Consider the following 24,077-nt stretch of genomic DNA (forward strand, 5'->3'; position numbering starts at 1 on the left):
CTCGGCGACCTTTTCAACTTCTGTGACTTGAGCACTTTCACTCAAAATATTCCCATCGAGTGGGTCGCGTCTGCGCTGGATTTGTCCAGCCAGGCCACTATCCGGCGGCGTCGCTTGCCTGCCGACCAAGTGCTCTGGCTGGTGCTCGGAATGGCATTGTTTCGCGACGAACCTGTTCATGAAGTCGCCCGGCGTTTGAACATCTGCGCCCAAGGTCTGGCTTCTGACCATCTGTTGGCCCGTAGCGGTGTGACCGAGGCCCGCAAGCGGCTTGGGGCCGACCCGGTTGAGTGGTTGTTTCGCAAAACTGGCACTCAATGGGGCGCGCAGCGCTATCCCGATGATGCCTGGCAAGACTTGCAAGTATTTGCGGTCGATGGTGCGCTTCTGCGCACGCCGGATACACCTGAGTTGCGAGACCATTTCGGTTCTGGAAACACCTCGACCGACCGCCAGACTCTCTTTCCCATGCTGCGCCTGGTGGCGCTGATGAATGTGCGTTCGCACCTGATCCTGGATGCACAACTTAGCCCTTACCGACGCAGCGAAATGCGTCTGGCCGATGAGTTTTTGCAGAAGATTCCCGACCACTCCGTGACGCTGTTCGATAAGGGATTCTGGAGCGCCGATCTCATGCTCAGCCTGAGCGGCGACGGCAATCACCGCCACTGGCTGATTCCGGCAAAAAAGGGATTGGTTTGCGAGGAGGTAGCCCGTTACAACCACAACGATCGTTTGGTGCGTATGAAAGTGTCGCCGCAAGCCAGAAAGCGAAATCCGACTCTTCCTACACACTGGGAGGCGCGTGAAGTCAGTTATGAAATTCAAGGCAAAGTAAAAACAGTCATGACATCGTTGCCGGCCAAGACCTACAGCACAAAGGCCGTTGCCGCGTTGTATCAAGAACGCTGGGAAATCGAATTGGGCTTCAGGGATATCAAAAGCTCAATGCAGCAGAACGCAGTGACCTTGCGCAGCAAAAAAGTCGACCTGATCTACCAGGAAGTATGGGGGCTGTTTGTAGTGGTCTAATGAAACCGGACACCCATTTAGGCGAGAATGCTCGCCAGATAGAGGTGTCTGATGACCAAACAACGTCGTTCCTTTTCCGCTGAATTCAAACGCGAGGCCGCAGGCCTCGTGCTCGATCAAGGCTATAGCCATATCGAAGCCAGCCGCTCGCTTGGGGTGGTCGAGTCCGCGTTGCGTCGCTGGGTTAATCAACTCCAGCAGGAGCGCAATGGCGTTACTCCGCAGAGCAAAGCGCTGACGCCTGAGCAGCAGAAGATCCAGGAACTTGAAGCTCGAATCGCTCGCCTTGAGCGGGAGAAATCCATTTTAAAAAAGGCTACCGCGCTCTTGATGTCGGAAGAGCACGAGCGCACGCGCTGATTGATCAGTTATGTACCCAAGAGCCGGTCGATTGGCTTTGCGCAGTCTTTGATGTCACTCGTTCGTGTTACTACGCCGATCGCCTCAGGCGCCGAACTCCAGACGTTGAGCGGCTTCGGTTGCGCAGCCGGGTTAATGAACTGTTTACGCAAAGTCGAAGCGCTGCCGGTAGCCGCAGTATCGTGTCGATGATGCAGGAAGACGGCGAGCTGATCGGGCGGTTCAAGGTGCGAGGCCTGATGCGGGAACTGGAGTTGGTCAGCAAACAACCTGGATCGCATGCCTACAAAAAAGCGACGGTTGAGCGGCCTGACATTCCGAACATCTTGAATCGAGAGTTTGATGTGCCGGCGCCGAATCAGGTCTGGTGTGGCGACATCACCTACATCTGGGCTCAAGGGAAATGGCATTACCTGGCTGTCGTTATGGATCTTTGCGCGCGCCGAGTGGTGGGCTGGGCGCTGTCGAACAAGCCGGATGCGGATCTGGTCATCAAGGCGTTGGACATGGCTTACGAACAGCGTGGCAGGCCTCAAGGGCTTTTGTTTCACTCGGATCAGGGCTCGCAATATGGCAGCCGCCAGTTTCGTCAACGGCTCTGGCGTTATCGCATGCGCCAAAGCATGAGCCGTCGTGGGAACTGTTGGGACAATGCGCCGATGGAACGTGTGTTCCGCAGCTTGAAAACTGAATGGATACCGACTGTGGGCTACATGACTGCTCAAGAAGCGCACCGCGACATCAGTTATTACCTGATGCATCGGTACAACTGGATTCGACCGCACCAGTTCAACGATGGACTGGCCCCGGCTCAGGCCGAGGAAAAACTTAACGTCGTGTCCGGGATTAGTTGACCTTGCGCAGCAAAAAAGTCGACCTGATCTACCAGGAAGTATGGGGGCTGTTGCTGGCTTACAACGTGATTCGCCGGGAGGCGAGTCAGGCAGCAGTGGCGTTTGGCCGAGCGCCGTCGGACATCCGATTCAAGCCGGCTTGCCAGTACATCGCCGTGCAGTTGATCGTGATGGCTGCGGCCAATCCCGTTTCGGCGACGGGTAGACGGTTAGCAGAACTAAGAAAAGGCGTTGCCGGGCTGTTTCTGGATCACCGCCCAAGGCCTTCAAGGCCAAGGACGGTGAAAATTTCAAAAACCCGATTTCCGGTGGACCGTAAGGCTGCTCCGCTTAAGTGAACAGCATTACGACTGATTCGGGGCTTTTTTGTTGCCATGGAAAAATAATCTCAGCGCAGGGTGCTCATCTGGTTCGTAGTCTCGCGTTGTAAGTCTTCGCTTACTCTTTCGTAAGTGTTCGTTATTTTTACAGGGTGATAGTTGCTCAGAATTTCAGGCGAGAAGTTTATCTAACTGAAAAATAAGTAAATTTTAATAAATTTACGGCATGTGACAAGCGGGTGGGGTGCCAGGCCCTGATTGCTCTTGCCACGGAACGCTTTAGTATTCGGGTTGTGTCGACGGACAGACACACCCTTCAAGGATGAAGGGAAGGAACATCGCAGGAAGCGATTCATCAGGACGATGAAAAGGAACACAGGGAATAGGGAAAAAATGCGGGCGGGTCAAACCGCCCCTTTTTTTGCCCATGAAAAAGCAAAAAGGCCCGCAAGGGGCCTTTTCGTGAACGCGGGTGAAATCAGCGCTCGAGATCCTTGATTTTGCCTTTGACACCATCCCACTCTTCGGCATCGGGCAACGATTCTTTCTTTTCGGTGATGTTGGGCCAGATTTCAGCCAGCTCAACGTTGAGCTGAATGAACTCCTGCATCTCCTCCGGGACTTCATCTTCGGAGAAGATGGCCACGGCAGGGCATTCTGGTTCGCACAGTGCGCAGTCGATGCACTCATCCGGGTGAATCACCAGGAAATTCGGGCCTTCGTAAAAGCAGTCCACCGGACACACTTCTACGCAGTCGGTGTACTTGCACTTGATGCAGTTGTCGGTGACGACGAAGGTCATTTCTAATTTTCTCCTCAGGCGCGGCTTGCTGCGCCCCTTCACGTGGGGGTCGCAAGGTTCGGGAGCGATAGTCTGCAGGCCAGGCTATAGCCAGCAGCATCCCAAACCGCGCGAGATTCTAACAGCTTGCAAGCCTATGCGTTAGATCCGTGTCTTCAGTGTATAGAGCATTTCGAGTGCACGACGTGGTGTCATGTCGTCCAGATCGAGTTTGGCCAGTTCATCCAGCACGGGATGTGGCAGGCTGGCGAACATATCGCTTTGCTGTGGCGCGGCCGGTTTGCCTTTGACTGGCTTGGGCGCCTCATGAGGCAGGGCGGTATCTTCCAGTCGGCTTAAATGCTCGCGGGCACGCACAATCACTTCGCTTGGCACGCCGGCCAGTTGTGCAACAGCCAGGCCGTAGCTTTGGCTGGCAGGCCCCGGCAGAACGTGGTGCAGGAACACGATGCGCTCGTTGTGCTCGGTGGCATTGAGGTGCACGTTGGCTACCAGCGGTTGGGCTTCCGGCAGGACCGTCAACTCAAAGTAGTGGGTGGCGAACAGCGTATAAGCCCGCAAATGCGCCAGACGCTCCGCTGCAGCCCACGCCAGGGACAGACCGTCGAATGTACTGGTGCCGCGTCCGACTTCGTCCATCAGCACCAGGCTGCGCTCGGTGGCGTTGTGCAGGATGTTGGCGGTTTCGCTCATTTCGACCATGAAGGTCGAGCGCCCGCCGGCCAGGTCATCACTGGAACCTATCCGGGTGAAGATCCGGTCGACCAGGGACAGCTCGCAACTGGCCGCCGGTACGAAGCTGCCGATGTGTGCCAGTAGCACGATCAGCGCGGTTTGCCGCATGTAGGTGGATTTACCGCCCATGTTCGGACCGGTAATCACCAGCATCCGCGTGCTGTCGTCCAGGTTCAGGTCGTTGGCGACGAACGGGGTGGTCAGGACTTGTTCGACCACGGGGTGACGACCCTGAGTGATGCGCATGCACGGCTCGCTGACGAAGCGTGGGCAGTTCAGGTCGAGGTTCAGCGCGCGCTCGGCCAGGTTGCTCAGCACGTCCAGCTCGGCTAGCGCCGCAGCGGTGTCCTGCAGCGGTGGCAACTGTGCGATCAAATCTTCCAGTAGCGCTTCGTAGAGCATTTTTTCCCGGGCAAGGGCTCGGCTCTTGGCCGACAGCGCCTTGTCTTCGAAGGCTTTCAGCTCCGGCGTAATGAAGCGTTCGGCGCCTTTGAGCGTCTGGCGGCGGATGTAGTCAGCCGGTGCTGATTCGGCCTGCTTGCTTGGCAGTTCGATGAAATAACCGTGAATGCGGTTATAGCCAACCTTCAGGTGCGAGAGGCCGGTGCGGGCCTTTTCGCGTGCTTCGAGGTCGATCAGGAACTGCCCGGCGTTCTCGCTCAGCGATTGCAGTTCATCGAGTTCGCTGTCGTAACCGGTCTTCAACACGCCGCCGTCACGGATCACCGCCGGTGGATTGTCGATGATGGCTTTATCCAGCAGCGCCGCCAGTTCCGGGTAGGTGCTGGTGGTTCTGGCCAGTTGAATAATGTGCGGGGCTTCTAGCTCAGTCATCGCCACTTGCAGCGCCGGCAGTGCACCGAGGGCGTCACGCAGGCGTGCGAGATCGCGGGGGCGAGCATTGCGCAGGCCGATTCGCGCGAGAATTCGTTCGATGTCACCGATTTCCTTGAGCTGCGGTTGCAGTTTCTCGAATCGGTAGCCATCGAGCAGACAGGTGATCGACGTCTGGCGAGCCAGCAATACGGTCAGATCACGCAGAGGGCGGTTCAGCCAACGGGTCAGAAGACGACTGCCCATGGCCGTCTGACAACGGTCGACCACCGATTGCAGGGTGTTGTCACGACCACCGGCCAGGTTGGTATCCAGCTCCAGGTTGCGGCGGCTCGCGCCGTCGAGCACGACGGTGTCGTCCAGGCGTTCATGACGCAAGCTGCGCAAGTGAGGCAAGGCGGTGCGTTGGGTTTCTTTCGCGTAAGCCAACAGGCAACCGGCGGCGCCGATGGCCAGGGTCAGGTTTTCGCAACCGAAACCTTTCAGGTCCTGGGTAGCGAATTGTTGGCAAAGACTTTTCAGTGCCGAGTCGCGCTCGAAATCCCACGGCGCGCGGCGACGCACCCCACGGCGTTTTTCGGCCGGCAGGTCTTTGGGCCAGTCATCCGGGATCAGAAGCTCCACCGGATTGACCCGCTCCAGCTCCGCCAGCAGGTTTTCCCAGCCTTTGATTTCCAGCACGCTGAAGTTGCCGCTGGTGATATCCAGCACCGCCAGGCCGAACAGGCGCTCGTCACCCAGTACTGCGGCGATCAGGTTGTCCCGACGCTCGTCCAGCAGCGCCTCGTCGCTCACCGTCCCCGGCGTGATGATCCGCACCACCTGGCGATCCACCGGCCCTTTGCTGGTTGCCGGGTCGCCAACCTGTTCACAGATCACCACCGACTCGCCAAGCTTCACCAGTTTCGCCAAATAGCCTTCGGCCGCGTGGTAAGGAATACCGCACATCGGAATCGCTTGCCCGGCCGACTGTCCGCGGGCAGTGAGGGTGATGTCCAGCAACTTGGCGGCCTTCTTCGCGTCTTCGTAGAAGATCTCGTAGAAGTCGCCCATGCGGTAGAACATCAACTGGTCAGGGTGCTGGTTCTTCAGGCGCCAGTACTGCTGCATCATTGGCGTGTGGGAGGACAGGTCGGACAGGGCTTTATTCATCGGGAATCGGAAAACTCATTGAAAGGTGTGGGGCAAAGGTGGGCATCGGCCCGGCTTTTCCGCAATTGGCGCAAGATTAACATGGGCGGTCCGCCGGACGCAGGCACGAACGCCACGCGGCTTGCTTCTGCTGATCTATGCATGAGGCATGCAAATCAGCATTTGTTTTCCATGCAAAGAACAAGCACTATGCACAGTATGCAAAAACGCAACGTTTCTACCGTCTTAAGAGCACTGCTCGACCAGCACGGAATCTCCCCCACGGAGCTTCACCGTCGCACTGGCGTGCCCCAATCCACTCTCTCGCGGATCCTCAGCGGGAAGATTGTCGACCCATCGGATAAACACATCTCGAAGATCGCCGAGTACTTCGCCGTGAGCACCGATCAGTTGCGTGGTCGCGTGGACATCACGCCGACAGCCAGTGCCGGGCGCGGTCGAGCGCATGCTGAACTCAAGGATATAAGTCTGTGGGACGACGATACCCCTGTCGATGACGACGAGGTGTCGGTCCCCTTTCTTCGCGAGGTTGAATTGGCGGCGGGATCGGGAAGATTCGTCATCGAAGAGAGCGAGCGCGCCAGCCTGCGCTTCGGCAAGCGCAGCTTGCGCCATAACGGTGTGCAGTTCGACCAGGCCAAATGCGTGACCGTGCGTGGTAACAGCATGCTGCCGGTACTGCGCGACGGCGCCACGGTTGGGGTCAACGCCGGCAAGTGCGGGATTGGCGACATCGTTGATGGCGACCTCTACGCTATCAACCACAACGGTCAACTGCGGGTGAAACAGCTTTATCGCCTGCCTACCGGAATCCGCCTGCGCAGTTTCAATCGCGATGAGCACCCGGACGAGGACTACAGCTTCCAGGAAATGCAGGAAGAGCAAATCGTCATCCTCGGTCACGTCTTCTGGTGGGGCATGTACGCCCGATAATCTCCCGTCACTGTCAGATAAAACCCGCCATCAGGCGGTTTTTTTTCGCCTGCGCCAAAGGCGCGAACGTCCTTGTTTGCATGAGTGTGAATGCGTTTGTGCATTTTTGTGCGGCTTGAATGCACTTTTACATTGACAGAATATGCATAAATGCATAGATTCGTTCTCAATCCGTACGGTTAATCGGTTCCAGCGAACCTTTTCTGCCTGCGTGATGTAAGACTCGGCAACGGACATGGTTAAGCGCACTTACACCCCCATCAATTACTCCAGGAGGCATGACATGACCATTGAGCCGCAAGCATTGCTGGACATTCCGATCTGGCTGGTCGTTGTCCTTGCGTTGGTGGGTGGGCTGTCCGGTGAAATGTGGCGCGCCGACAAGGATGGCGCACGTGGCTGGACGTTGCTGCGGCGGCTGGCCCTGCGCTCCGGGGCCTGCATGGTCGGCGGGGTATCGGCAATCATGCTGTTATATGCCGCCGGCCTGTCGATCTGGGTCGCAGGCGCCTTCGGTGGCCTCACCGCGATGGCCGGGGCGGACGTGGCGATCGGTCTTTATGAACGCTGGGCGGCCAAGCGGATCGGCGTTTGTGAAATGCCACCCCGAGACTCTCGGCCCGACCAATAATGAATCCCGTCGATAAATAAACAGGAAGTGCTCTGTCAGTCGTCGATGTGATCCTGGCGTCCATGCCAGCGACCGCGGACTGATTGCCTTGCAGGCGTGCCAGGCTTATATCAGAGCGCTCGCGCGCTAACATTTTGATCGATCCTGTAACTTGCAAGCGTGATCCGCTCGTGTACGGTAGGTCTCATTCCGCCTGATCAGGAGATGACTGTGAAAGAAATCACACAGCTGGCCGCCGAGCTCGGTAGACGCTTGCAGGTTCTCAACGCCCATGTCACCGCAGCAGAGTCCTGTACGGGCGGCGGAATTTCCGAGGCGATAACCCGGATACCGGGCAGTTCGGCATGGTTCGAGGCGGGTTACGTCACTTACTCCAACCGTCAGAAGACCCAGCAGTTGAATGTCCCTGCCGAGTTGTTTTCAACGGTGGGGGCGGTCAGTCGAGAGGTCGTCGAAGCCATGGTCCGCGGCGCGCAGGAAAAAAGTCATGCGCGTTTTGCCGTGGCAGTCAGCGGCGTCGCCGGCCCGGACGGCGGTTCGCCAAGTAAGCCGGTCGGCACCGTATGGCTGGCCTGGGGCGTCGGCGAGCAGGTGTTCAGTGAGCTACAGCACTTCCCGGGTAACCGCGACGAAGTTCGCCGACAAACGGTGAAGGCCGCGCTAGAGGGGCTGCTGCGACATGCCGCCGGAGAAATCTCAAATCAGGGGTAGGCGATCCTCGAACGCTGTGGAATAATACTGTCTACTTATACAGGTATTGGCCGTCAGGCCTTATTGATTACGTGAGGACTTTAATGGACGACAACAAGAAGAAAGCCTTGGCTGCGGCCCTGGGTCAGATCGAACGTCAATTCGGCAAGGGTGCCGTAATGCGTATGGGCGATCAGGACCGTCAGGCGATCCCATCCATTTCCACTGGCTCTCTGGGTCTGGACATCGCACTGGGCATTGGCGGTCTGCCAAAAGGCCGTATTGTTGAAATCTACGGTCCTGAATCTTCCGGTAAAACCACCCTGACCTTGTCCGTGATCGCCCAGGCTCAAAAAGCCGGCGCGACTTGTGCATTCGTCGATGCTGAACACGCTCTCGATCCTGAATACGCCGGCAAGCTGGGTGTCAACGTCGACGACCTGCTGGTTTCCCAGCCGGACACCGGCGAGCAAGCCCTGGAAATCACCGACATGCTGGTGCGTTCCAACGCGGTTGACGTGATCATCGTCGACTCCGTAGCGGCGTTGGTGCCAAAGGCTGAAATCGAAGGCGAAATGGGCGACATGCACGTTGGCCTGCAAGCCCGTCTGATGTCCCAGGCGCTGCGTAAAATCACCGGTAACATCAAGAACGCCAACTGCCTGGTGATCTTCATCAACCAGATCCGTATGAAAATCGGCGTGATGTTCGGCAGCCCGGAAACTACCACCGGTGGTAACGCGCTGAAGTTCTACGCTTCGGTTCGTCTGGATATCCGTCGTACTGGCGCGGTGAAAGAAGGTGATGAAGTCGTCGGTAGCGAGACCCGCGTCAAGGTTGTGAAGAACAAGGTGGCTTCTCCGTTCCGTCAGGCCGAGTTCCAGATTCTTTATGGCAAAGGCATCTACCTCAATGGCGAGATGATCGACTTGGGTGTTCTGCACGGTTTCGTTGAAAAATCCGGTGCCTGGTATGCCTACAACGGCACCAAGATCGGTCAGGGCAAAGCCAACTCGGCCAAGTTCCTGGCGGATAACCCGGAAGTTGCAGCGGCCCTTGAAAAACAACTGCGCGACAAACTGCTGACGCCAGCGCCGGACGTCAAAGCTTCGCCAGTCAAAGAGACTGAAGATGACCTGGCTGACGCTGACATCTGATAAGAACCGATGACCGTCGTACTCGATACTCTCGTCGCGGTGCGGCGAACTGCCATGGACCTGCTCGCACGTCGTGAGCACGGTCGGGTCGAGCTGACGCGTAAGCTGCGTCAGCGCGGCGCTCTCCCCGAAATGATCGAGACAGCACTCGACCGATTGACGGAAGAGGGTTTGTTGTCCGAATCCCGATACCTTGAAAGCTTCGTTGCCTATCGTGCCCGTTCCGGTTATGGCCCTCTGCGTATTCGTGAAGAGCTAAGCCAGCGGGGCCTGCAGCGTAGTGACATTGAACTCGCCTTGCGCGAAAGCGGGATCGACTGGCAAGAGCAGTTGGCTGACACCTGGCAGCGCAAGTTCTCCGGGCATCTACCGATCGATAACCGGGAACGTGCCAAACAAGGCAGGTTCCTGGCGTATCGAGGGTTCTCCATGGAAATGATCGGCCGCTTGTTCAGTGGTCGAGGGATGGACGATTAACTGAAACGGCTCGCTATTTCGATAGCGGGCCGTTTTTTGTGCCTCACGTAACCTTTGATGGCTCACGAGTGTGCTGTTGCACTTGAGGTTGGGGCTGCGCCCAGTTTTCCGGCAGGTTGATGTAGTCCACCAGTTCTCGCAGCCGGCCATGATCACGGGCGTTGAAATTGAAGGCCAATCGCGCCAAGTGGCTGAACTGCGCTTCGTCGTGTTCTTCGCCGCTGTAGACATGTTGATGGAAGTGGTCGCTGAGGCACAGATCGGCAAATGCCACCTGCATGTGTTCGAGCGCCGGGTCACTGAGTGTGTGATTCATGCGAATCAGGAACTGATGCTTGAGCCAGCGGCTGGAGTGGAAGTTGCTGTAGAACTGGTTGATGTGCTCCACCGCTTCATCGACGCAGTAGACCAATTTCACCAGTTTCATGTCGGTGGGCAGGATGTAGCGGTTCTCCACCAATTGCTGATGAATGAAGTCCAGCGCGACCTGCCAGAATTTGCCGCCTGGGGCGTCCAGCAGCACGACCGGTACCAACGGCGTTTTTCCGGTCTGGATCAGTGTCAGTACTTCCAGTGCTTCATCCAGTGTGCCGAAGCCACCCGGGCATAGCACCAGCGCATCGGCTTCCTTGACAAAGAACAGTTTGCGCGTGAAGAAAAAGTGGAAGGGCAGCAGATTGGTGGTGCCGCTGACGGTCGGGTTGGCGTGTTGTTCGAAGGGCAGGGTGATGTTGAAGCCCAGGCTGTGAGCGAGGCCGGCCCCTTCATGGGCTGCGGCCATGATACCGCCACCGGCGCCGGTGATAACCATCAGGTCTGAGCGGGCCAGAGCGGCGCCGAGTTCACGGGCCATTCCGTACAGCGGATGTTCAACGGGGGTGCGGGCCGAACCGAAAACCGTGACTTTACGCCGTCCCTTGAACTGCTCCAGTACGCGGAAGGCCTGCTCCAGTTCGCGCAGGGTTTGAAGGGTGATCTTGGCATTCCAGCGGTTGTGGTCTTCCTGGGCCATGCGCAGCACGGTCAGGATCATGTCGCGATAGATCGGGATGTTCGGGCTGTTGGGAGAAACCAGGTTGAGTTGTTCTTCGACCTTGCTGATGAGGTCGTGGCCGCTTTCTTCAAAATGACGGCTCAAGAGGTCATTCGGTTGGTAAGGCATTCAACTTCTCCTTCTGCACAGAGCCCCCGGCATCGACAACACATTCGCCAATGCCACGACACCTCGTGTGTCGCTGTCTGCCCAGGCCCATGCCTGGGCGATCCACTTGACCCGAATGGTTGTCGGATCATCCATACAGGCTCTGTTTTTTCCTTGGGTGAAAGAAACATTCGCAAAGCTTGGTTCGTAACGGACGGCCCCTTTCCAGCCCTGAAAAATTGAACGTGGCTAACCTGTAATCTAGACCCTCGCGATGATTTGCGCTGTTTTGATCATTGCGCCGTAAAGTCTTTCCTGGCAACCGCTTATTGACGATTTACAAGGTGGTTTCACCACTCGTCTGAAGGCGCGCCCAGGGGGCTGCATTCTGATTAACTGAATGACAGGTGTATCACAACAACTTGGCGTCAAGGGCAGGGCGCACGGTACGAGCGGTTTAAGGATTTGTCGCTCAACAAGAGCGAGGAGCAAGGAGGCGGGAGCCATGGCCAGAGTCATTCTGGAAATAGAGATCGATACGAATTTGTATCGATTGCTGAAGTCGTCAGCCGAGACCCATCATTTGAGTCTCGAAGAGGAGTGCTGTCGACGGCTTGAGGGCGCAGAGCCGCACTCTCGTTACCTGCAGGCGTTGCTGGCGGAGCTGCGCGCCGAAGATGAACAGCGGCGCGCCAAGTCCCACTGATTACTTTTTCTTCTGAGGTGCTTTCGGGCAATCCGATTCCCGGTAGCTGGCCGAGCCGACCGAACGGTTGGACTTCACTTCGGTGAAGTCGTAACGCATGGTTGCGCCTTTGGCCATCAGCTTGCGGTACGACGGGTTGTTGCATACCGAGGCACCGAGTTGGAAATACACGGCTTTTGGATCGGCGCGCATCTTGGTGGCATGGCTGCTTTGCACGCTCAGGTGGTTGATCAATGTCGTTCCTTCGACGGTATAGCCCTGATCAAGAATGTCTTCATTGATAGCCCGTGGAGTACCAACACTGCTTTGCGCGGCGACGTTTTGCAGCTCTTTGTTCAGATTCTGTTCACTCAAGGATGCAGCCTGGGCGCTGAATGACGACGCCAGCAGAATGGCAGCGGTGGGAACGATAAGGCGCAGCATGAAACTCTCCTGATTCAGTGACTGAGTGCTTCGACCAGTCACATGACTGTGCGTTCAGTGGTGGCGAATTATAGGGGAGGTGGTCGGGACGGTACAGGTTTGCGCTCAGCGCTCTGTTAAACTGTCGGCCTTTATTGCCATGCCGAGAGTTGTTCGTGTCAATTTCCCCATTTTGTCGGCGTTGCCTTCGATGAGCCATGCTCCCAACGCCGTAGCCCGGCTGCGCGATCAACGTGAAGAGGAAGGCATCAAGCCGATTCAGGCCCGTGGCTGGCGGGCAACTCGTTGCCGCGATTGTCGTGTAATCGAGAGCCATTGCCTGTGTGCCTGGCGCCCGCAGGTCGAAACCCGCTCCGGCGTTTGCCTGATCATGACCAACAAGGAAGTGTTCAAGCCGAGTAATACCGGCTGGCTTATCGCCGATGTGGTACGGGACAATCACGCGTTTATCTGGTCGCGCACCGAGGTCGACCCAAAGCTGCTGGCATTGCTGTCCGATCCCCAATGGCAACCTTACCTGGTGTTCCCGGGCGAATACGTCGCGCCTGAGCGTGTAACCCACAGCGTGACGCCCGATAGCACCAGGCGGCCGCTGTTCATATTGCTCGACGCGACCTGGACCGAAGCCCGCAAGATTTTTCGCAAAAGCCCCTACTTCGACACATTGCCGATCCTCAGCCTGCTGCCGGAAAAACTCTCCCGCTATCAGTTGCGTCGCTCTACACGCAGTGAGCATCTGTGCACTGCGGAAGTGGCGGCGTTGTGCCTCGATCTTGCCGGCGATGCGCAGGCAGCGTCGGCGCTGGACGCTTATTTCGACGTCTTCAGCCAGCATTATCTCGACGCCAAGCGGCAGCTTGAAATGAACGTTGAAACAGTGGCGCACGCTGAGTTGATGCCATTCGTGCAGGGTAACGCCGCCTCAATGAGCTAATTGTCGCCCATACTGCAAAGAACTGTCCGGGCCAAGCACCTTGACCACCCCGGCTACGCTGGGCATGCTTGGCGCCGATTGGGGCGCGGCCAAGGTTTGATACGCCATTTTTTCACGTGAGATCCACGTGATTGGCGTTTAGCGTGCCCTGTTGGTGCAGCTCCGTGGCTGCACCTTGAGCTGTTTGAAGAACAGGATGATTTGAAAAATGGCCACATACGAAATCCTGATAGCCGATGACCACCCGCTTTTTCGTTCTGCCTTGCACCAAGCGTTGACCCTGGGTCTTGGCCCGGATGTCCGTCTTGTCGAAGTGGCGAGCATTGCGGAGCTGGAAACCCGTCTGACTGAAAAGGCCGATTGGGATCTTGTACTGCTGGATCTGAACATGCCGGGGGCATACGGTTTTTCCGGGTTGGTGCTGTTGCGCGGTCAGTATCCGCAGATTCCGGTGGTCATGGTCTCGGCCCAGGAAGAGGCTACGATCATGGTCAAGTCCCGTGAATTTGGCGCCAGTGGCTTCATTCCCAAGTCCAGCGACCTGAGCGTGATCCAGAAAGCCGTGCGGGCGGTTCTCGATGGCGATGTTTACTGGCCACCGCAAGCGTTCGAGGCCGTCAGTGTTTCGGAAGAGGCGAAGGCGGCCAGTGAAGGCCTTGCGAGCCTGACGCCGCAGCAGTTTCGCGTGTTGACCATGGTCTGTGAAGGACTGCTGAACAAGCAGATCGCTTACGAACTGAGCGTTTCCGAGGCGACCATCAAAGCCCACGTGACCGCGATTTTCCGTAAACTGAATGTCCGGACCCGAACCCAGGCCGCGTTGCTTCTGCAACAACTTGAGTCAATTCCGAGCCATTAAGAAACAGCGTCTTCACGCTTTTTTGACTTTGGCTAATCTAGCTTCCCCACCTCTTTTTTGGTCAGTTGCATACTCTATGTCACCTTTCAAAGGCCAGACCGGCCTGAAACGCATCCTCAACGCCTCCGGCTATTCCCTTGACGGCCTGCGCGCAGCTTTCACCGGCGAAGCCGCTTTTCGCCAGTTGGTGTTGCTTAACGTCATCCTGATTCCGCTGTCGTTCTTCCTGAATGTCAGCCGTGTCGAGCAGGCATTGCTGATTGCGGTCTGCCTGCTGGCCTTGATAGTCGAGTTGCTCAATTCGGCAGTGGAAGCGGCCATCGACCGCATTTCCCTTGAATTGCACCCGTTGTCGAAAAACGCCAAAGACATGGGCAGTGCCGCGCAATTGGTGGCGTTGAGCATGATCGCGCTGGTGTGGGCCGTGATTCTGCTTTAAGCGATTGTCGGCAGCACGATCTCGTCGCTGCGCTGAACCCCGGCGGTGAAGGCGCGGCAGAGATCGAGAAACTCGCGCATCGCCGACGTCTGGTATTTCTGTTTGTGCCAGATGAAATAGAACTGCCGCGCCAGATCCAGATCCGGTGTCTCCACCGGCACCAGGCTGCCGCGCCGGAATGCGTCCCGTAGCGCCAGTCGCGAGATGCAACCAATCCCCAGGCCAGACTCCACTGCGCGTTTTATCGCTTCGGTGTGTTCCAACTCAAGACGGATGTTGAGCGAACTTCGGTGATGACGCATCGCCTGATCGAAGGTCAATCGCGTGCCCGAGCCTTGTTCGCGCAGAATCCAGGCTTCGTGACTCAACTCATCCATGGTCGCCGTGCCGCGTTTGGCCAAGGGATGCTGTGGTGCGCAAAACACCACCAGCTCATCCTCGACCCAGCTCTGCACTTCGATGTCCGGATGGCTGCAGTCGCCTTCGATTAGACCCAGGTCAATTTCGTAGTGGGCCACTTGTTGCACAATATTGGCAGTGTTCTGTACGTGCAGCTTTACCTGGCTTTCCGGGTGGCGCTGCATGAAGCTGCCGATCAGCAAAGTGGCCAGGTAATTGCCGATGGTGAGGGTTGCACCCACCGCCAGAGAGCCGAAGCCGGACTTGCCGTTGAGCAGGTCTTCGATTTCCTTGGCCTGATCCAGCAGGGCAACGGCTTGCGGCAGCAGTTGCTTGCCAAGGGCATTGAGGCTCAGGCGTTTGCCGGCGCGGTCGAATAGCTGGCAGCTGCATTGGCGCTCAAGCTCGGTGATCGAGGTGCTCGCCGCCGATTGCGAGAGATTGAGCAGGCCCGCAGCGCGGGACACGCTTTCCTGCTGGGCGACGGCGACAAATACTTGAAGTTGACGGAGAGTAAATCGCATATCTATATAACCGATAACCCTTATCTTAATAATCCATTTAACAGATATTGTCGCTGCCTTTAGAATGCGATGCAATTGCGCGAAGCCAACTCTTTTTCGCAGGGCAGGGCGCAGACAAATCTCCAGGAGTCCCACGTACATGAGCAACATGAACCACGAGCGTGTCCTCAGTGTTCACCACTGGAACGACACTCTGTTCAGCTTCAAGTGCACCCGCGATCCGGGCCTGCGCTTCGAGAACGGTCAGTTCGTGATGATCGGCCTGCAACAGCCCAATGGCCGCCCGCTTATGCGCGCATACTCGATTGCCAGCCCGAACTGGGAAGAGCATCTCGAGTTCTTCAGCATCAAGGTACCTGATGGTCCGCTGACTTCTCAGTTGCAGCATCTGAAGGAAGGCGACGAGATCATCATCAGCAAGAAGCCTACCGGCACGCTGGTGCTGGATGACTTGAAGCCTGGCAAACACCTGTACCTGCTCAGCACCGGTACCGGTCTGGCGCCGTTCATGAGCGTCATTCAGGATCCGGAAACCTACGAGCGTTTCGAAAAAGTGATCCTGTGCCACGGCGTACGTTACGTCAACGAAGTCGCCTACCGCGAATTCATCACCGAGCACTTGCCGCAGAACGAGTTCTTCGGCGAAGCGCTGCGTGAGAAGTTGATCTACTACCCGACCGTGACCCGCGAGCCGTTCGAGAACGAAGGCCGCCTGACCGACCTGATGCGCAGTGGCAAGCTGTTCCGCGACATCGGTCTGCCGCCGATCAACCCGCAGGACGACCGCGCCATGCTGTGCGGCAGCCCGAGCATGCTCGACGAGACCAGCGAAGTGCTGAACAGCTTCGGCCTGAAAGTGTCGCCGCGGATGCGCGAACCGGGTGACTACCTGATCGAGCGTGCGTTCGTCGAGAAGTGACCGTAGGTCACCTGTGGGAGCGAGCCAGCTCGCGATGGAGGTCAACGATAACGCGGGAAGCTTGATACCCCGCGGGTCCTCAGGTTTTTCGCGAGCAGGCTCGCTCCTACTGTAGATTTGCAGCGTATCTGAAAAGCCCGCATGACCTGGTAAGGTCATGCGGGCTTTTTCGTTTCCGGCATTCAGCCTTTTGCAGGAATGACTTCCAGCACGCGGATCAGCTCCGGTGTCGGGTAATGCCAACGCACGTCCAGGTCCCAGAACTGCGCGCCGTACTCCCGTTCCGGTACCGGCGTCTGATAGGCCGGGCGAGGATCTTGCGCCAGGCATTGCTCGATCAGCTCGACCAGGGGCTCCTGAAGGCGCTGAGCGTGCCCGCGGGCCTGTTGCAGGGCAGTGTCCGTCCATTGCACCGGAATCAGCTGTGGCGCGGCGCTGGCGATGGTGTTGGTGGCGCTCTCGATAACGTCGGCATAAGGCACGTAGGGCTTGATGTCGAGAATCGGCGTGCCGTCCAGCAGGTCTATGCCGGATATCCACAAGCGATTGGCTTCGACCTTGTCCAGTTTGACCACGGACTGGCCAATGCCGTTGGGTCGGTGAGTCGCGCGGGTGGCGAACACACCCATGGATTTGTTGCCGCCGAGGCGTGGCGGGCGGACCTTCAGCCGTGGTTTATCTTCCAGGGCTTGATGAAACAGGAACAGCAGCCAGACGTGGCTGACCTGCTCCAAACCCTGCACCGCGTCGCCTTGATCGAATGGCGCCACCAACTCCAGCACGCCGCGTGCGGCCGGGGCCAGTTGCGGCTGGCGCGGGATGGCGAACTTCTCCTTGAAGCAGGAACGCACGAAGCCGATGGGAGAAACGCTGTAGGTCATGGTGTGGGATCGAAGCGGAATGGGGGCGGGAATGATAACCCGATCACCCGGTGCATCGGTGCAGACTGTGAGTCTGCTATCGCGGGCAAGCCACGCTCCCCCTGTTTTTGGAGTGGGCGCGTATTGTGTGTTCGCTCGAGAACCCAGTGGGAGCGTGGTGTGCCCGCGATGGCCACACCGCAAATTTCAGAGACTGAAGCCCCCATCCAGCGGAATAATATTCCCGGTCATGTAAGCCCCTGCCGTACTCGCCAGGCTGATCGCCAGCGCAGCCATCTCTTCCTCCCGACCCCAGCGCTTCATTGGAATCAACGCCGTATCTTCGGCCAATGCCTGCTCATCATTGCCGATGTGCTGGGTCATCTTGCTCGGAAAACGTCCCGGCGCGATCACGTTGACGTTGATGTGCTGGCTCACCAGCTCACGCGCCAGAATGCGGGACAGTTGATGGAGGGCCGCCTTGCTCGGTCCGTAGGCATAGGCTTGTTCACCGAAGGATGAAATTCCTGCAACCGAACCGATGTTGATGATCCGCGCCGGATTCGCCGGTGAGCCGGCCTTGCGCAACAGTGGCAGGAACTGCTGGATACAGTTGAAGACCGACGTCACATTGAGCTGCATGACCTTTTCCCAGCCCTTGACCGGGTAACTCTCCAGTGGCGCGCCCCAGGTCGTACCTGCGTTGTTCACCAGGATATCGAGGTGGCCGATCTGCTCGCTCAAGCGTGCGGCCAGTTGCTGCACGCCTTGTTCCGTGGCCAGGTTGGCGGCGACGGCGTGACAGCGTCCAAGTGCACCGAGCTCATCCGCCGTTTGCAGGCAGGCTTCGGCATCTCGGGCACAGACGTAAACGGTAGCGCCCGCCTCGACATAGGCTTTGGCGATCATTTTGCCGATACCGCGAGTGCCGCCGGTCACCAGTGCGGTGCGGCCTTGCAGGGAAAAGTAGGGGTGCATGGCGATTCCTGAGAACTGAAGGTCTTAACACCCTAGTCGTCAGCCGCGTGAAGCGGAGCCACTATTTTCAAGCGGAATGGAGGGCCATTCGGCCATGTAGGCGCTGGCTTGCCAGCGATGATCGCTAACGATCACGCGGATTGTCTGGATCAACGCGGCGCTCCAGCTCCTACATGGAAAATGAGCCTTATTGCGGGCGTACGCGCAGGGTCAGGCCCTTAAGGAAATTGCGCAGCAACTGGTCGCCGCACGGGCGATAGTTGGTGTGGCCGAACTTGCGGAACAGGGCGCTCAACTCAGGTTTGGACACCGGGAACTCGGCGGCCTTGAGGATCGCGTGCATGTCGTCTTCTTTCAGTTCGAAGGCCACGCGCAGCTTTTTCAGGATGATGTTGTTGGTCACTGGCACTTCGATCGGCTGCGGTGGACGGCTTTCGTCCTTGCCGCGCTTGAAGATCACCAGGCCGTCGAGGAAATGCGCCATGACTTCGTCCGGGCAGCGCACGAAGCCTTCTTCGTCTTCCTCTTTCTTGTCGAGGTAGCTCACCAGGTCGGCCAGGGGCACGTCCATGCCGCCGAGCTTGATGATCTCGATGACTTTCTTGTCGCTGATGTCCAGCATGTAGCGCACGCTGCGCAGTACGTCGTTATGAATCATGTGAGCAATCCTGATAATTCAGCTATGGGCGTCGCAGAACACAGCGACGCCGGAATGTGTGACGGCGCGAGTGTCTTAGAACTTCTCTTTGCCGGTCAGGTAGCGCCATTGCCCCAGGGGCACTTTGCCGATGGACACGCCGCCGATACGGATGCGGCGGATGGCCACGACCTTCAGGCCGACAGCCTGGCAGAACAGGGCGATCACGCCCGGTTGCGGGTTCTTCATGGCGAACCGCAGGCGGTTTTCGTTCTGCCAACTGGCCTTCACCGGTGGCAGCTCCTTGCCCTTGTAGGTCAGGCCGTGCTGCAAGCGATTGAGGCCGTGCTCAACCATGTCGCCCTCGACCTCGACCACGTATTCCTGCTCGATCTTGCTCGCATCGGCGGTGAGTTTGCGCAGGATCTTCCAGTCCTGGGTAAACACCAGCAAGCCGCTGGCATTGGCTTGCAGGTCGGTGCTGGCGGTCAGGCGCAGGAAGTGACCCTTGAGCGGGCGTTTGCCGTAGCGGTGCTCCTCGCTCAGGGTTTCGGCGCTGATGGTCGCCATGGCGGTTTGCGCATCCATGCCGGCGGGCACGTTGAGCAGGAGGGTCACCGGTTCCGGCGCGGTAGCCTTGGCATCCTTGTCGAGTTCGACTTTCTGGTCGCCAACCTTGAATTGCGGTTCATCGATGACTTCGCCGTCGACGGTGACCCAGCCGCCCTCGATGAACAGCTCAGCCTCCCGACGGGAGCAGCCGACGAGTTCGATGAGGCGTTTGGAGAGTCGAATCGGGTCAGTCATGACAAGGCCGTAACAAAAAAGGGGTGGGCATTGTACCTGCCTGGCGCCGGTTAATCCCGGAACCATTTTGCCGCAGGGGCTTTTTGTAGGCGCCAGCTCCTGCCGTCGTTCCGTGTGGTGTCAGCCAAGTCGTGAGTGTTGCTGGTTTTGGCGCATCCGCATATGCAACAACGGATATGGCTGGCCCATGCCGTCGACTTCAGATCGTCCAATGACTTCGAAGCCCTGTTTGAAGTAAAAACCGAGGGCTTGCGGGTTCTGTTCGTTGACGTCCAGTTCATCGGCATTCAGGTGCTCCATGGCGTAGCGCAACAGCTGCTTGCCCAGGCCCTGGCCGCGGTGCGCGGGGTCGATGAAAAGCATTTCGATCTTGCCTGCCGCGACTCCGGCGAATCCGGTAATGCGCTGGCGTGGGTCTTTGGTGCAGATCAGCATGACCGCATCGAGGTAGCGGGTCAGCACCAGGTTTTTCAGCAATTCGATGTAGCTCTCTGGCAGAAAGTCATGGGTAGCCCGTACCGAAGCCTCCCAAACCCGTGTCAGCTCTTCGTAGTCGCTCTGTTTCGGCGTATGGATGACCGAATGTTGGCGCATGCCCGACTGCTCCTTCTATTTTTCAACCGGTTGTAAGGGAAGAGAAATCCGTTCTTCATAAAACGATAGCCGTAAAAAAGCCCCGCATCTCGTCAAGAGAGCGGGGCTTTTCGTATTTTTGGCGCTTAGATCTGTTCAGCCCACAGGTCATATTCGTCGGCGTCGGTCACTTTGCACCAGACCTTGTCGCCCGGCTTCAGGTTGCTGCCGTTGTCGATGAACACGTTGCCATCAATTTCCGGGGCATCGAAGAAGCAACGGCCGACTGCGCCTTGCTCGTCGACCTCATCGACCAGCACTTCGATTTCACGGCCGATGCGCAGTTGCAGGCGCGCCGAGCTGATCGCCTGCTGGTGCGCCATGAAGCGCTCCCAGCGATCCTGTTTGACTTCGTCCGGGACGACTTCCAGATCCAGATCGTTGGCTGGAGCGCCTTCGACCGGCGAATACTGGAAGCAGCCGACGCGGTCGAGTTGCGCTTCAGTCAGCCAGTTCAGCAGGTATTGGAAGTCTTCTTCGGTTTCGCCGGGGAAGCCGACGATGAAGGTCGAACGGATGATCAGGTCCGGGCAGATCTCGCGCCAGTTCTTGATGCGCGCCAGGGTCTTGTCTTCGAACGCCGGGCGTTTCATTGCCTTCAGTACTTTCGGGCTGGCGTGCTGGAACGGGATGTCCAGGTACGGCAGGATCTTGCCGTCGGCCATCAGCGGGATCAACTCATCGACGTGCGGGTACGGGTAGACGTAGTGCAGGCGAACCCAGACGCCCAGGGTGCTGAGGGCCTCGCAGAGTTCGGTCATGCGGGTTTTCACCGGCGCGCCGTTCCAGAAGCCGGTGCGGTATTTCACGTCGACGCCGTAGGCACTGGTGTCCTGGGAGATGACCAGCAGCTCCTTGACGCCGGATTTGACCAGGCGCTGGGCTTCGTCGAGCACATCACCCACTGGACGGCTGACCAGTTTGCCGCGCATCGACGGGATGATGCAGAAGCTGCAGCTGTGGTTGCAGCCTTCGGAAATCTTCAGGTAGGCGTAGTGGCGCGGGGTCAGTTTGATCCCTTGAGGCGGCACCAGGTCGATCAGCGGGTTGTGATCCTGACGCGGCGGCACGACTTCATGCACGGCGTTGACCACTTGTTCATACTGCTGAGGGCCAGTGACCGCCAGCACGCTCGGGTGCACGTTGCGGATGTTGCCTTCTTCGACGCCCATGCAGCCGGTCACGATGACCTTGCCATTTTCCTTGATGGCTTCGCCGATCACTTCCAGGGATTCCGCCTTGGCCGAATCGATGAAGCCGCAGGTGTTGACGACCACTACGTCCGCATCCTGATAAGTGGACACGACGTCATAGCCTTCCATGCGCAGCTGGGTAAGGATGCGCTCGGAGTCGACCAGTGCTTTCGGGCAACCCAGGGATACGAAGCCAACCTTTGGATTGGCCGGCGCAGGAGTGGTGGACATGTCTAACCTCGGTGTTTTGTGACGCCTCCAGCCGTGATCGGCAAGGCGACAGAAGGACGCTTTATCGCGCCTCTGATCAAAAAGTGCGCAATTCTAGCGATGGCAAGCGCACTTGACCAGCTTTATGCAGGGAAATACGACGAGTGCTGCGCTATGCTTCGCGCCGTTAGGCTTTACCGAAATTTTACAGTCAACAAAACGTCTGTAACGCGAAGTAAAACAGCGCATGCTGCACGACAAAGCATAGTGCTTCTTCAAAAGAAGCCCGGGTCTGGGTAGTAGGAGTGGTGGATGGGTCAGGCAAGTAGTCAGGCTGCGGGCGCCGGGCATTCGACGGCAAAGCCGATCGGCATGCTGGTCGCGGCGGTTGGGGTGGTATATGGCGATATCGGCACGAGCCCGCTGTACACCCTCAAAGAGGTGTTTACAGGCCACTATGGCGTTCCGGTCAATCATGACGGCGTGTTTGGGATTCTGGCGCTGATTTTTTGGTCGCTGGTCTGGGTCGTTTCGATCAAATACGTGCTGTTCATTCTGCGGGCAGACAACCAGGGCGAAGGCGGGATCATGGCGCTGACGGCGTTAGCTCGTAGCGCTTCCTCGCCCTATCCGAAGCTGCGGGCAACACTGGTGATTCTCGGTCTGATTGGCGCGGCGCTGTTTTATGGCGACAGTATGATCACCCCGGCGATTTCCGTACTGTCGGCGGTGGAAGGTCTGGAGTTGGCGTTCGAGGGGCTGGAACGCTGGGTCGTACCATTGGCCTTGATCGTGCTGGTGGCGTTGTTTCTGATCCAGAAGCACGGCACCGATCGCATCGGCAAGCTGTTCGGCCCGGTCATGGTGCTGTGGTTCGTGGTGCTGGGTCTGCTTGGCGCCAACGGTATTGTGCAGCATCCGGAAGTCCTGAATGCGCTGAACCCGATGTGGGGCGTGCGGTTCTTCATCGTGCATCCGGGCATGGGGGTTGCGATCCTGGGCGCTGTGGTGCTGGCTTTGACCGGTGCCGAAGCGTTATACGCCGACATGGGCCACTTCGGCCGCAAGCCGATCGCCCGTGCCTGGTTCGCCCTGGTGCTGCCGGCGCTGGTGCTCAACTACTTTGGCCAGGGTGCCTTGCTGCTGGAAAACCCGGAGGCGGCGCGTAACCCGTTCTACCTGTTGGCGCCGAGCTGGGCGTTGATCCCGCTGGTGGTGCTGGCCACCCTGGCCACGGTGATTGCTTCGCAAGCGGTGATCTCCGGCGCGTTCTCGTTGACGCGTCAGGCGATTCAACTGGGGTACATCCCGCGCATGCACATTCAGCACACGTCCAGTGCCGAGCAGGGGCAGATCTACATTGGTGCGGTGAACTGGGCGCTGATGGTTGGCGTGATCCTGCTGGTGCTTGGCTTTGAATCCTCCGGCGCGTTGGCCTCGGCCTATGGCGTGGCGGTAACCGGAACCATGCTGATCACCAGTATTCTGGTCTCCGCTGTGATGCTGTTGTTGTGGAAATGGCCACCCGTGCTGGCGGTGCCAATCCTGATCGGTTTCCTGTTGGTGGACGGGCTGTTTTTTGCCGCCAACGTGCCAAAAATCATTCAAGGTGGTGCCTTCCCGGTTCTGGCGGGGATCGTGTTGTTTATCCTGATGACCACCTGGAAGCGCGGCAAAGAGTTGCTGGTGGATCGGCTGGACGAGGGCGGCCTGCCGCTGCCGATTTTCATCAGCAGTATCGCCGTACAACCACCGCATCGTGTTCAGGGCACCGCTGTATTCCTCACGGCGCGGCCAGACGCCGTGCCTCACGCGTTGTTGCACAATCTGTTGCATAACCAGGTGCTGCACGAGCAAGTGGTGCTGCTGACGGTGGTGTATGAGGATATCCCGCGTGTGCCGTCATCACGACGGTTCGAGGTCGACGCCTATGGTGAGGGTTTCTTCCGGGTGATCCTGCACTTCGGTTTCACTGACGAGCCGGACGTACCGCAAGCGCTGAAGCTGTGTCATCTGGATGAGCTGGACTTCAGTCCGATGCGCACGACCTACTTCCTCAGCCGTGAGACGGTTATCGCCTCCAAGCTTGAAGGCATGGCCCGCTGGCGTGAGGCGCTGTTCGCTTTTATGTTGAAAAACGCCAACGGCAACCTGCGTTTCTTCAATCTGCCGCTGAACCGGGTGATCGAGCTGGGTACCCAGGTCGAGATGTAAGCCTGAATCAAAAGCCCCCGGTGCCTTGCGGTATCGGGGGCTTTTTGTTGTCTGGCAATTGAATGAACCTTGCGCGAATACCCTGGGGGAGAGAGCCTGGTCGCGAAGGCGGACTGACATTTAACCCCTGTGTTGACTGACCCACCGCTTTCGCGAGCAGGATATGTAGTACTTGCTGAAATGAAAAAGCCCCCACGCTCATGAAGCGATAGGGGCTTTTTTGT

General features: G+C 58.0%; 23 protein-coding genes and 2 pseudogenes. 14 read left to right on the forward strand and 11 right to left on the reverse strand.

Annotated elements, in window-relative coordinates:
- Positions 1 to 27: 27 nt before the first annotated feature.
- The 3 genes and pseudogenes from JQF37_RS03230 to JQF37_RS03240 all read left to right on the forward strand — a co-directional run.
- Positions 28 to 1,023, forward strand: a pseudogene (locus JQF37_RS03230) (IS4 family transposase); the annotation flags it as partial.
- Between the two features lie 60 nt (positions 1,024 to 1,083).
- Positions 1,084 to 2,246 (forward strand): IS3 family transposase gene (locus JQF37_RS03235; RefSeq protein WP_130211660.1). Its coding sequence is split into 2 segments (ribosomal slippage): positions 1,084 to 1,339 and positions 1,339 to 2,246, totalling 1,164 coding nucleotides; the frame shifts between segments, so codons are not numbered across the junction.
- Positions 2,243 to 2,584: pseudogene (locus tag JQF37_RS03240) on the forward strand (IS4 family transposase); the annotation flags it as partial. The gene JQF37_RS03235 and the pseudogene JQF37_RS03240, both read left to right, overlap by 4 nt.
- 460 nt (positions 2,585 to 3,044) lie before the next feature.
- On the opposite strand, the gene fdxA reads toward JQF37_RS03240, so the two are convergent.
- Positions 3,045 to 3,368 carry a ferredoxin FdxA gene (gene fdxA, locus JQF37_RS03245; protein WP_007908827.1) on the reverse strand — a complete coding sequence of 108 codons (324 nt, stop codon included), beginning with the start codon at positions 3,366 to 3,368 and terminating at the stop codon, positions 3,045 to 3,047.
- Positions 3,369 to 3,509: 141 nt separating this feature from the next.
- Complete coding sequence (gene mutS / locus JQF37_RS03250) at positions 3,510 to 6,077, reverse strand: DNA mismatch repair protein MutS (protein WP_177329344.1); 2,568 nt, start codon at positions 6,075 to 6,077, stop codon at positions 3,510 to 3,512.
- A 210-nt stretch (positions 6,078 to 6,287) separates the two neighbouring features.
- On the opposite strand from mutS, the gene JQF37_RS03255 reads away from it, so the two are divergent.
- The 5 genes from JQF37_RS03255 to recX all read left to right on the forward strand — a co-directional run bounded on the left by JQF37_RS03255 (position 6,288) and on the right by recX (position 9,977).
- On the forward strand, positions 6,288 to 7,022 hold the full coding sequence (locus JQF37_RS03255) for an XRE family transcriptional regulator (RefSeq protein WP_130211164.1): 735 nt from the start codon (positions 6,288 to 6,290) through the stop codon (positions 7,020 to 7,022).
- Between the two features lie 283 nt (positions 7,023 to 7,305).
- On the forward strand, positions 7,306 to 7,653 hold the full coding sequence (locus tag JQF37_RS03260; RefSeq protein ID WP_130211163.1) for a phage holin family protein: 348 nt from the start codon (positions 7,306 to 7,308) through the stop codon (positions 7,651 to 7,653).
- Positions 7,654 to 7,863: 210 nt separating this feature from the next.
- Positions 7,864 to 8,364, forward strand: a complete 501-nt coding sequence (locus JQF37_RS03265) for a CinA family protein (protein ID WP_103403587.1) — start codon at positions 7,864 to 7,866, stop codon at positions 8,362 to 8,364.
- An 83-nt stretch (positions 8,365 to 8,447) separates the two neighbouring features.
- The gene (gene recA / locus JQF37_RS03270) at positions 8,448 to 9,500 is read left to right on the forward strand and encodes a recombinase RecA (RefSeq protein ID WP_090317008.1); all 1,053 of its coding nucleotides are present in this window, start codon (positions 8,448 to 8,450) and stop codon (positions 9,498 to 9,500) included.
- A gap of 9 nt (positions 9,501 to 9,509) precedes the next feature.
- On the forward strand, positions 9,510 to 9,977 hold the full coding sequence (recX, locus tag JQF37_RS03275) for a recombination regulator RecX (protein WP_130211162.1): 468 nt from the start codon (positions 9,510 to 9,512) through the stop codon (positions 9,975 to 9,977).
- A gap of 43 nt (positions 9,978 to 10,020) precedes the next feature.
- Here the strand turns inward: recX and JQF37_RS03280 are convergent, their stop codons facing one another.
- Entirely contained in the window at positions 10,021 to 11,139 is a 1,119-nt protein-coding gene (locus tag JQF37_RS03280; RefSeq protein WP_130211161.1) for a TIGR00730 family Rossman fold protein, read from the reverse strand.
- A 484-nt stretch (positions 11,140 to 11,623) separates the two neighbouring features.
- Here JQF37_RS03280 and JQF37_RS03285 point away from each other — a divergent pair, with 484 nt between their 5' ends.
- On the forward strand, positions 11,624 to 11,824 hold the full coding sequence (locus JQF37_RS03285; protein WP_047526361.1) for a hypothetical protein: 201 nt from the start codon (positions 11,624 to 11,626) through the stop codon (positions 11,822 to 11,824).
- Here JQF37_RS03285 and JQF37_RS03290 read toward each other — a convergent pair whose 3' ends face one another.
- Positions 11,825 to 12,247: a PA3611 family quorum-sensing-regulated virulence factor gene (locus JQF37_RS03290; protein WP_103403584.1), complete on the reverse strand. Its 423-nt coding sequence runs from the start codon at positions 12,245 to 12,247 to the stop codon at positions 11,825 to 11,827.
- A 190-nt stretch (positions 12,248 to 12,437) separates the two neighbouring features.
- On the opposite strand from JQF37_RS03290, the gene JQF37_RS03295 reads away from it, so the two are divergent.
- From JQF37_RS03295 to JQF37_RS03305, 3 genes are all read left to right on the forward strand, one after another.
- The gene (locus JQF37_RS03295) at positions 12,438 to 13,181 is read left to right on the forward strand and encodes a tRNA-uridine aminocarboxypropyltransferase (protein WP_130211160.1); all 744 of its coding nucleotides are present in this window, start codon (positions 12,438 to 12,440) and stop codon (positions 13,179 to 13,181) included.
- Positions 13,182 to 13,389: 208 nt separating this feature from the next.
- Complete coding sequence (gene erdR / locus JQF37_RS03300; protein ID WP_130211159.1) at positions 13,390 to 14,040, forward strand: response regulator transcription factor ErdR; 651 nt, start codon at positions 13,390 to 13,392, stop codon at positions 14,038 to 14,040.
- Between the two features lie 76 nt (positions 14,041 to 14,116).
- On the forward strand, positions 14,117 to 14,479 hold the full coding sequence (locus JQF37_RS03305) for a diacylglycerol kinase (RefSeq protein WP_008153979.1): 363 nt from the start codon (positions 14,117 to 14,119) through the stop codon (positions 14,477 to 14,479).
- Here the strand turns inward: JQF37_RS03305 and JQF37_RS03310 are convergent.
- Positions 14,476 to 15,402, reverse strand: coding sequence for a LysR family transcriptional regulator (locus JQF37_RS03310; RefSeq protein WP_033047456.1), 927 nt, complete (start codon positions 15,400 to 15,402; stop codon positions 14,476 to 14,478). The genes JQF37_RS03305 and JQF37_RS03310 overlap by 4 nt on opposite strands.
- A 139-nt stretch (positions 15,403 to 15,541) precedes the next feature.
- On the opposite strand from JQF37_RS03310, the gene fpr reads away from it, so the two are divergent.
- Positions 15,542 to 16,321, forward strand: a complete 780-nt coding sequence (fpr, locus tag JQF37_RS03315) for a ferredoxin-NADP reductase (protein WP_047526369.1) — start codon at positions 15,542 to 15,544, stop codon at positions 16,319 to 16,321.
- 182 nt (positions 16,322 to 16,503) lie between these two features.
- Here the strand turns inward: fpr and tsaA are convergent, their stop codons facing one another.
- The 6 genes from tsaA to rimO form a co-directional block, all read right to left on the reverse strand.
- Positions 16,504 to 17,202 carry a tRNA (N6-threonylcarbamoyladenosine(37)-N6)-methyltransferase TrmO gene (tsaA, locus tag JQF37_RS03320; RefSeq protein ID WP_130211158.1) on the reverse strand — a complete coding sequence of 233 codons (699 nt, stop codon included), beginning with the start codon at positions 17,200 to 17,202 and terminating at the stop codon, positions 16,504 to 16,506.
- Between the two features lie 186 nt (positions 17,203 to 17,388).
- Positions 17,389 to 18,159: an SDR family oxidoreductase gene (locus tag JQF37_RS03325; protein ID WP_130211157.1), complete on the reverse strand. Its 771-nt coding sequence runs from the start codon at positions 18,157 to 18,159 to the stop codon at positions 17,389 to 17,391.
- Positions 18,160 to 18,346: 187 nt separating this feature from the next.
- Positions 18,347 to 18,817 (reverse strand): DUF1456 family protein, encoded by a 471-nt coding sequence (locus JQF37_RS03330; protein WP_090317038.1) that lies wholly within the window; start codon positions 18,815 to 18,817, stop codon positions 18,347 to 18,349.
- Positions 18,818 to 18,892: 75 nt separating this feature from the next.
- Positions 18,893 to 19,603: an rRNA pseudouridine synthase gene (locus tag JQF37_RS03335; protein WP_130211156.1), complete on the reverse strand. Its 711-nt coding sequence runs from the start codon at positions 19,601 to 19,603 to the stop codon at positions 18,893 to 18,895.
- A gap of 120 nt (positions 19,604 to 19,723) precedes the next feature.
- Positions 19,724 to 20,197, reverse strand: a complete 474-nt coding sequence (locus tag JQF37_RS03340) for a GNAT family N-acetyltransferase (RefSeq protein ID WP_130211155.1) — start codon at positions 20,195 to 20,197, stop codon at positions 19,724 to 19,726.
- A 125-nt stretch (positions 20,198 to 20,322) separates the two neighbouring features.
- On the reverse strand, positions 20,323 to 21,660 hold the full coding sequence (gene rimO, locus JQF37_RS03345; protein WP_130211154.1) for a 30S ribosomal protein S12 methylthiotransferase RimO: 1,338 nt from the start codon (positions 21,658 to 21,660) through the stop codon (positions 20,323 to 20,325).
- A gap of 291 nt (positions 21,661 to 21,951) precedes the next feature.
- On the opposite strand from rimO, the gene JQF37_RS03350 reads away from it, so the two are divergent.
- A complete protein-coding gene (locus tag JQF37_RS03350) occupies positions 21,952 to 23,853 on the forward strand; it encodes a potassium transporter Kup (protein WP_130211152.1) in 1,902 nt (633 codons plus the stop codon).
- Positions 23,854 to 24,077: the final 224 nt, after the last annotated feature.

Origin of the sequence: Pseudomonas sp. MIL9 (assembly GCF_016887925.1) — a bacterium.
Classification (GTDB): Bacteria; Pseudomonadota; Gammaproteobacteria; order Pseudomonadales; family Pseudomonadaceae; genus Aquipseudomonas; species Aquipseudomonas mohnii.

What these genes read in the sequence shown, in the direction of transcription:
- JQF37_RS03305 (WP_008153979.1), top strand. Translation starts at nt 14,117, where the DNA reads ATGTCACCTTTCAAAGGCCAGACCGGCCTGAAACGCATCCTCAACGCC.
- JQF37_RS03295 (WP_130211160.1), top strand. Translation starts at nt 12,438, where the DNA reads ATGAGCCATGCTCCCAACGCCGTAGCCCGGCTGCGCGATCAACGTGAA.
- JQF37_RS03255 (WP_130211164.1), top strand. Translation starts at nt 6,288, where the DNA reads ATGCAAAAACGCAACGTTTCTACCGTCTTAAGAGCACTGCTCGACCAG.
- recX (WP_130211162.1), top strand. Translation starts at nt 9,510, where the DNA reads ATGACCGTCGTACTCGATACTCTCGTCGCGGTGCGGCGAACTGCCATG.
- JQF37_RS03325 (WP_130211157.1), bottom strand. Translation starts at nt 18,159, where the DNA reads ATGCACCCCTACTTTTCCCTGCAAGGCCGCACCGCACTGGTGACCGGC.
- fpr (WP_047526369.1), top strand. Translation starts at nt 15,542, where the DNA reads ATGAGCAACATGAACCACGAGCGTGTCCTCAGTGTTCACCACTGGAAC.
- JQF37_RS03335 (WP_130211156.1), bottom strand. Translation starts at nt 19,603, where the DNA reads ATGACTGACCCGATTCGACTCTCCAAACGCCTCATCGAACTCGTCGGC.
- JQF37_RS03285 (WP_047526361.1), top strand. Translation starts at nt 11,624, where the DNA reads ATGGCCAGAGTCATTCTGGAAATAGAGATCGATACGAATTTGTATCGA.
- JQF37_RS03350 (WP_130211152.1), top strand. Translation starts at nt 21,952, where the DNA reads ATGGGTCAGGCAAGTAGTCAGGCTGCGGGCGCCGGGCATTCGACGGCA.
- JQF37_RS03280 (WP_130211161.1), bottom strand. Translation starts at nt 11,139, where the DNA reads ATGCCTTACCAACCGAATGACCTCTTGAGCCGTCATTTTGAAGAAAGC.
- recA (WP_090317008.1), top strand. Translation starts at nt 8,448, where the DNA reads ATGGACGACAACAAGAAGAAAGCCTTGGCTGCGGCCCTGGGTCAGATC.
- JQF37_RS03330 (WP_090317038.1), bottom strand. Translation starts at nt 18,817, where the DNA reads ATGATTCATAACGACGTACTGCGCAGCGTGCGCTACATGCTGGACATC.
- JQF37_RS03290 (WP_103403584.1), bottom strand. Translation starts at nt 12,247, where the DNA reads ATGCTGCGCCTTATCGTTCCCACCGCTGCCATTCTGCTGGCGTCGTCA.
- tsaA (WP_130211158.1), bottom strand. Translation starts at nt 17,202, where the DNA reads ATGACCTACAGCGTTTCTCCCATCGGCTTCGTGCGTTCCTGCTTCAAG.
- JQF37_RS03260 (WP_130211163.1), top strand. Translation starts at nt 7,306, where the DNA reads ATGACCATTGAGCCGCAAGCATTGCTGGACATTCCGATCTGGCTGGTC.
- fdxA (WP_007908827.1), bottom strand. Translation starts at nt 3,368, where the DNA reads ATGACCTTCGTCGTCACCGACAACTGCATCAAGTGCAAGTACACCGAC.
- JQF37_RS03340 (WP_130211155.1), bottom strand. Translation starts at nt 20,197, where the DNA reads ATGCGCCAACATTCGGTCATCCATACGCCGAAACAGAGCGACTACGAA.
- rimO (WP_130211154.1), bottom strand. Translation starts at nt 21,660, where the DNA reads ATGTCCACCACTCCTGCGCCGGCCAATCCAAAGGTTGGCTTCGTATCC.
- JQF37_RS03310 (WP_033047456.1), bottom strand. Translation starts at nt 15,402, where the DNA reads ATGCGATTTACTCTCCGTCAACTTCAAGTATTTGTCGCCGTCGCCCAG.
- erdR (WP_130211159.1), top strand. Translation starts at nt 13,390, where the DNA reads ATGGCCACATACGAAATCCTGATAGCCGATGACCACCCGCTTTTTCGT.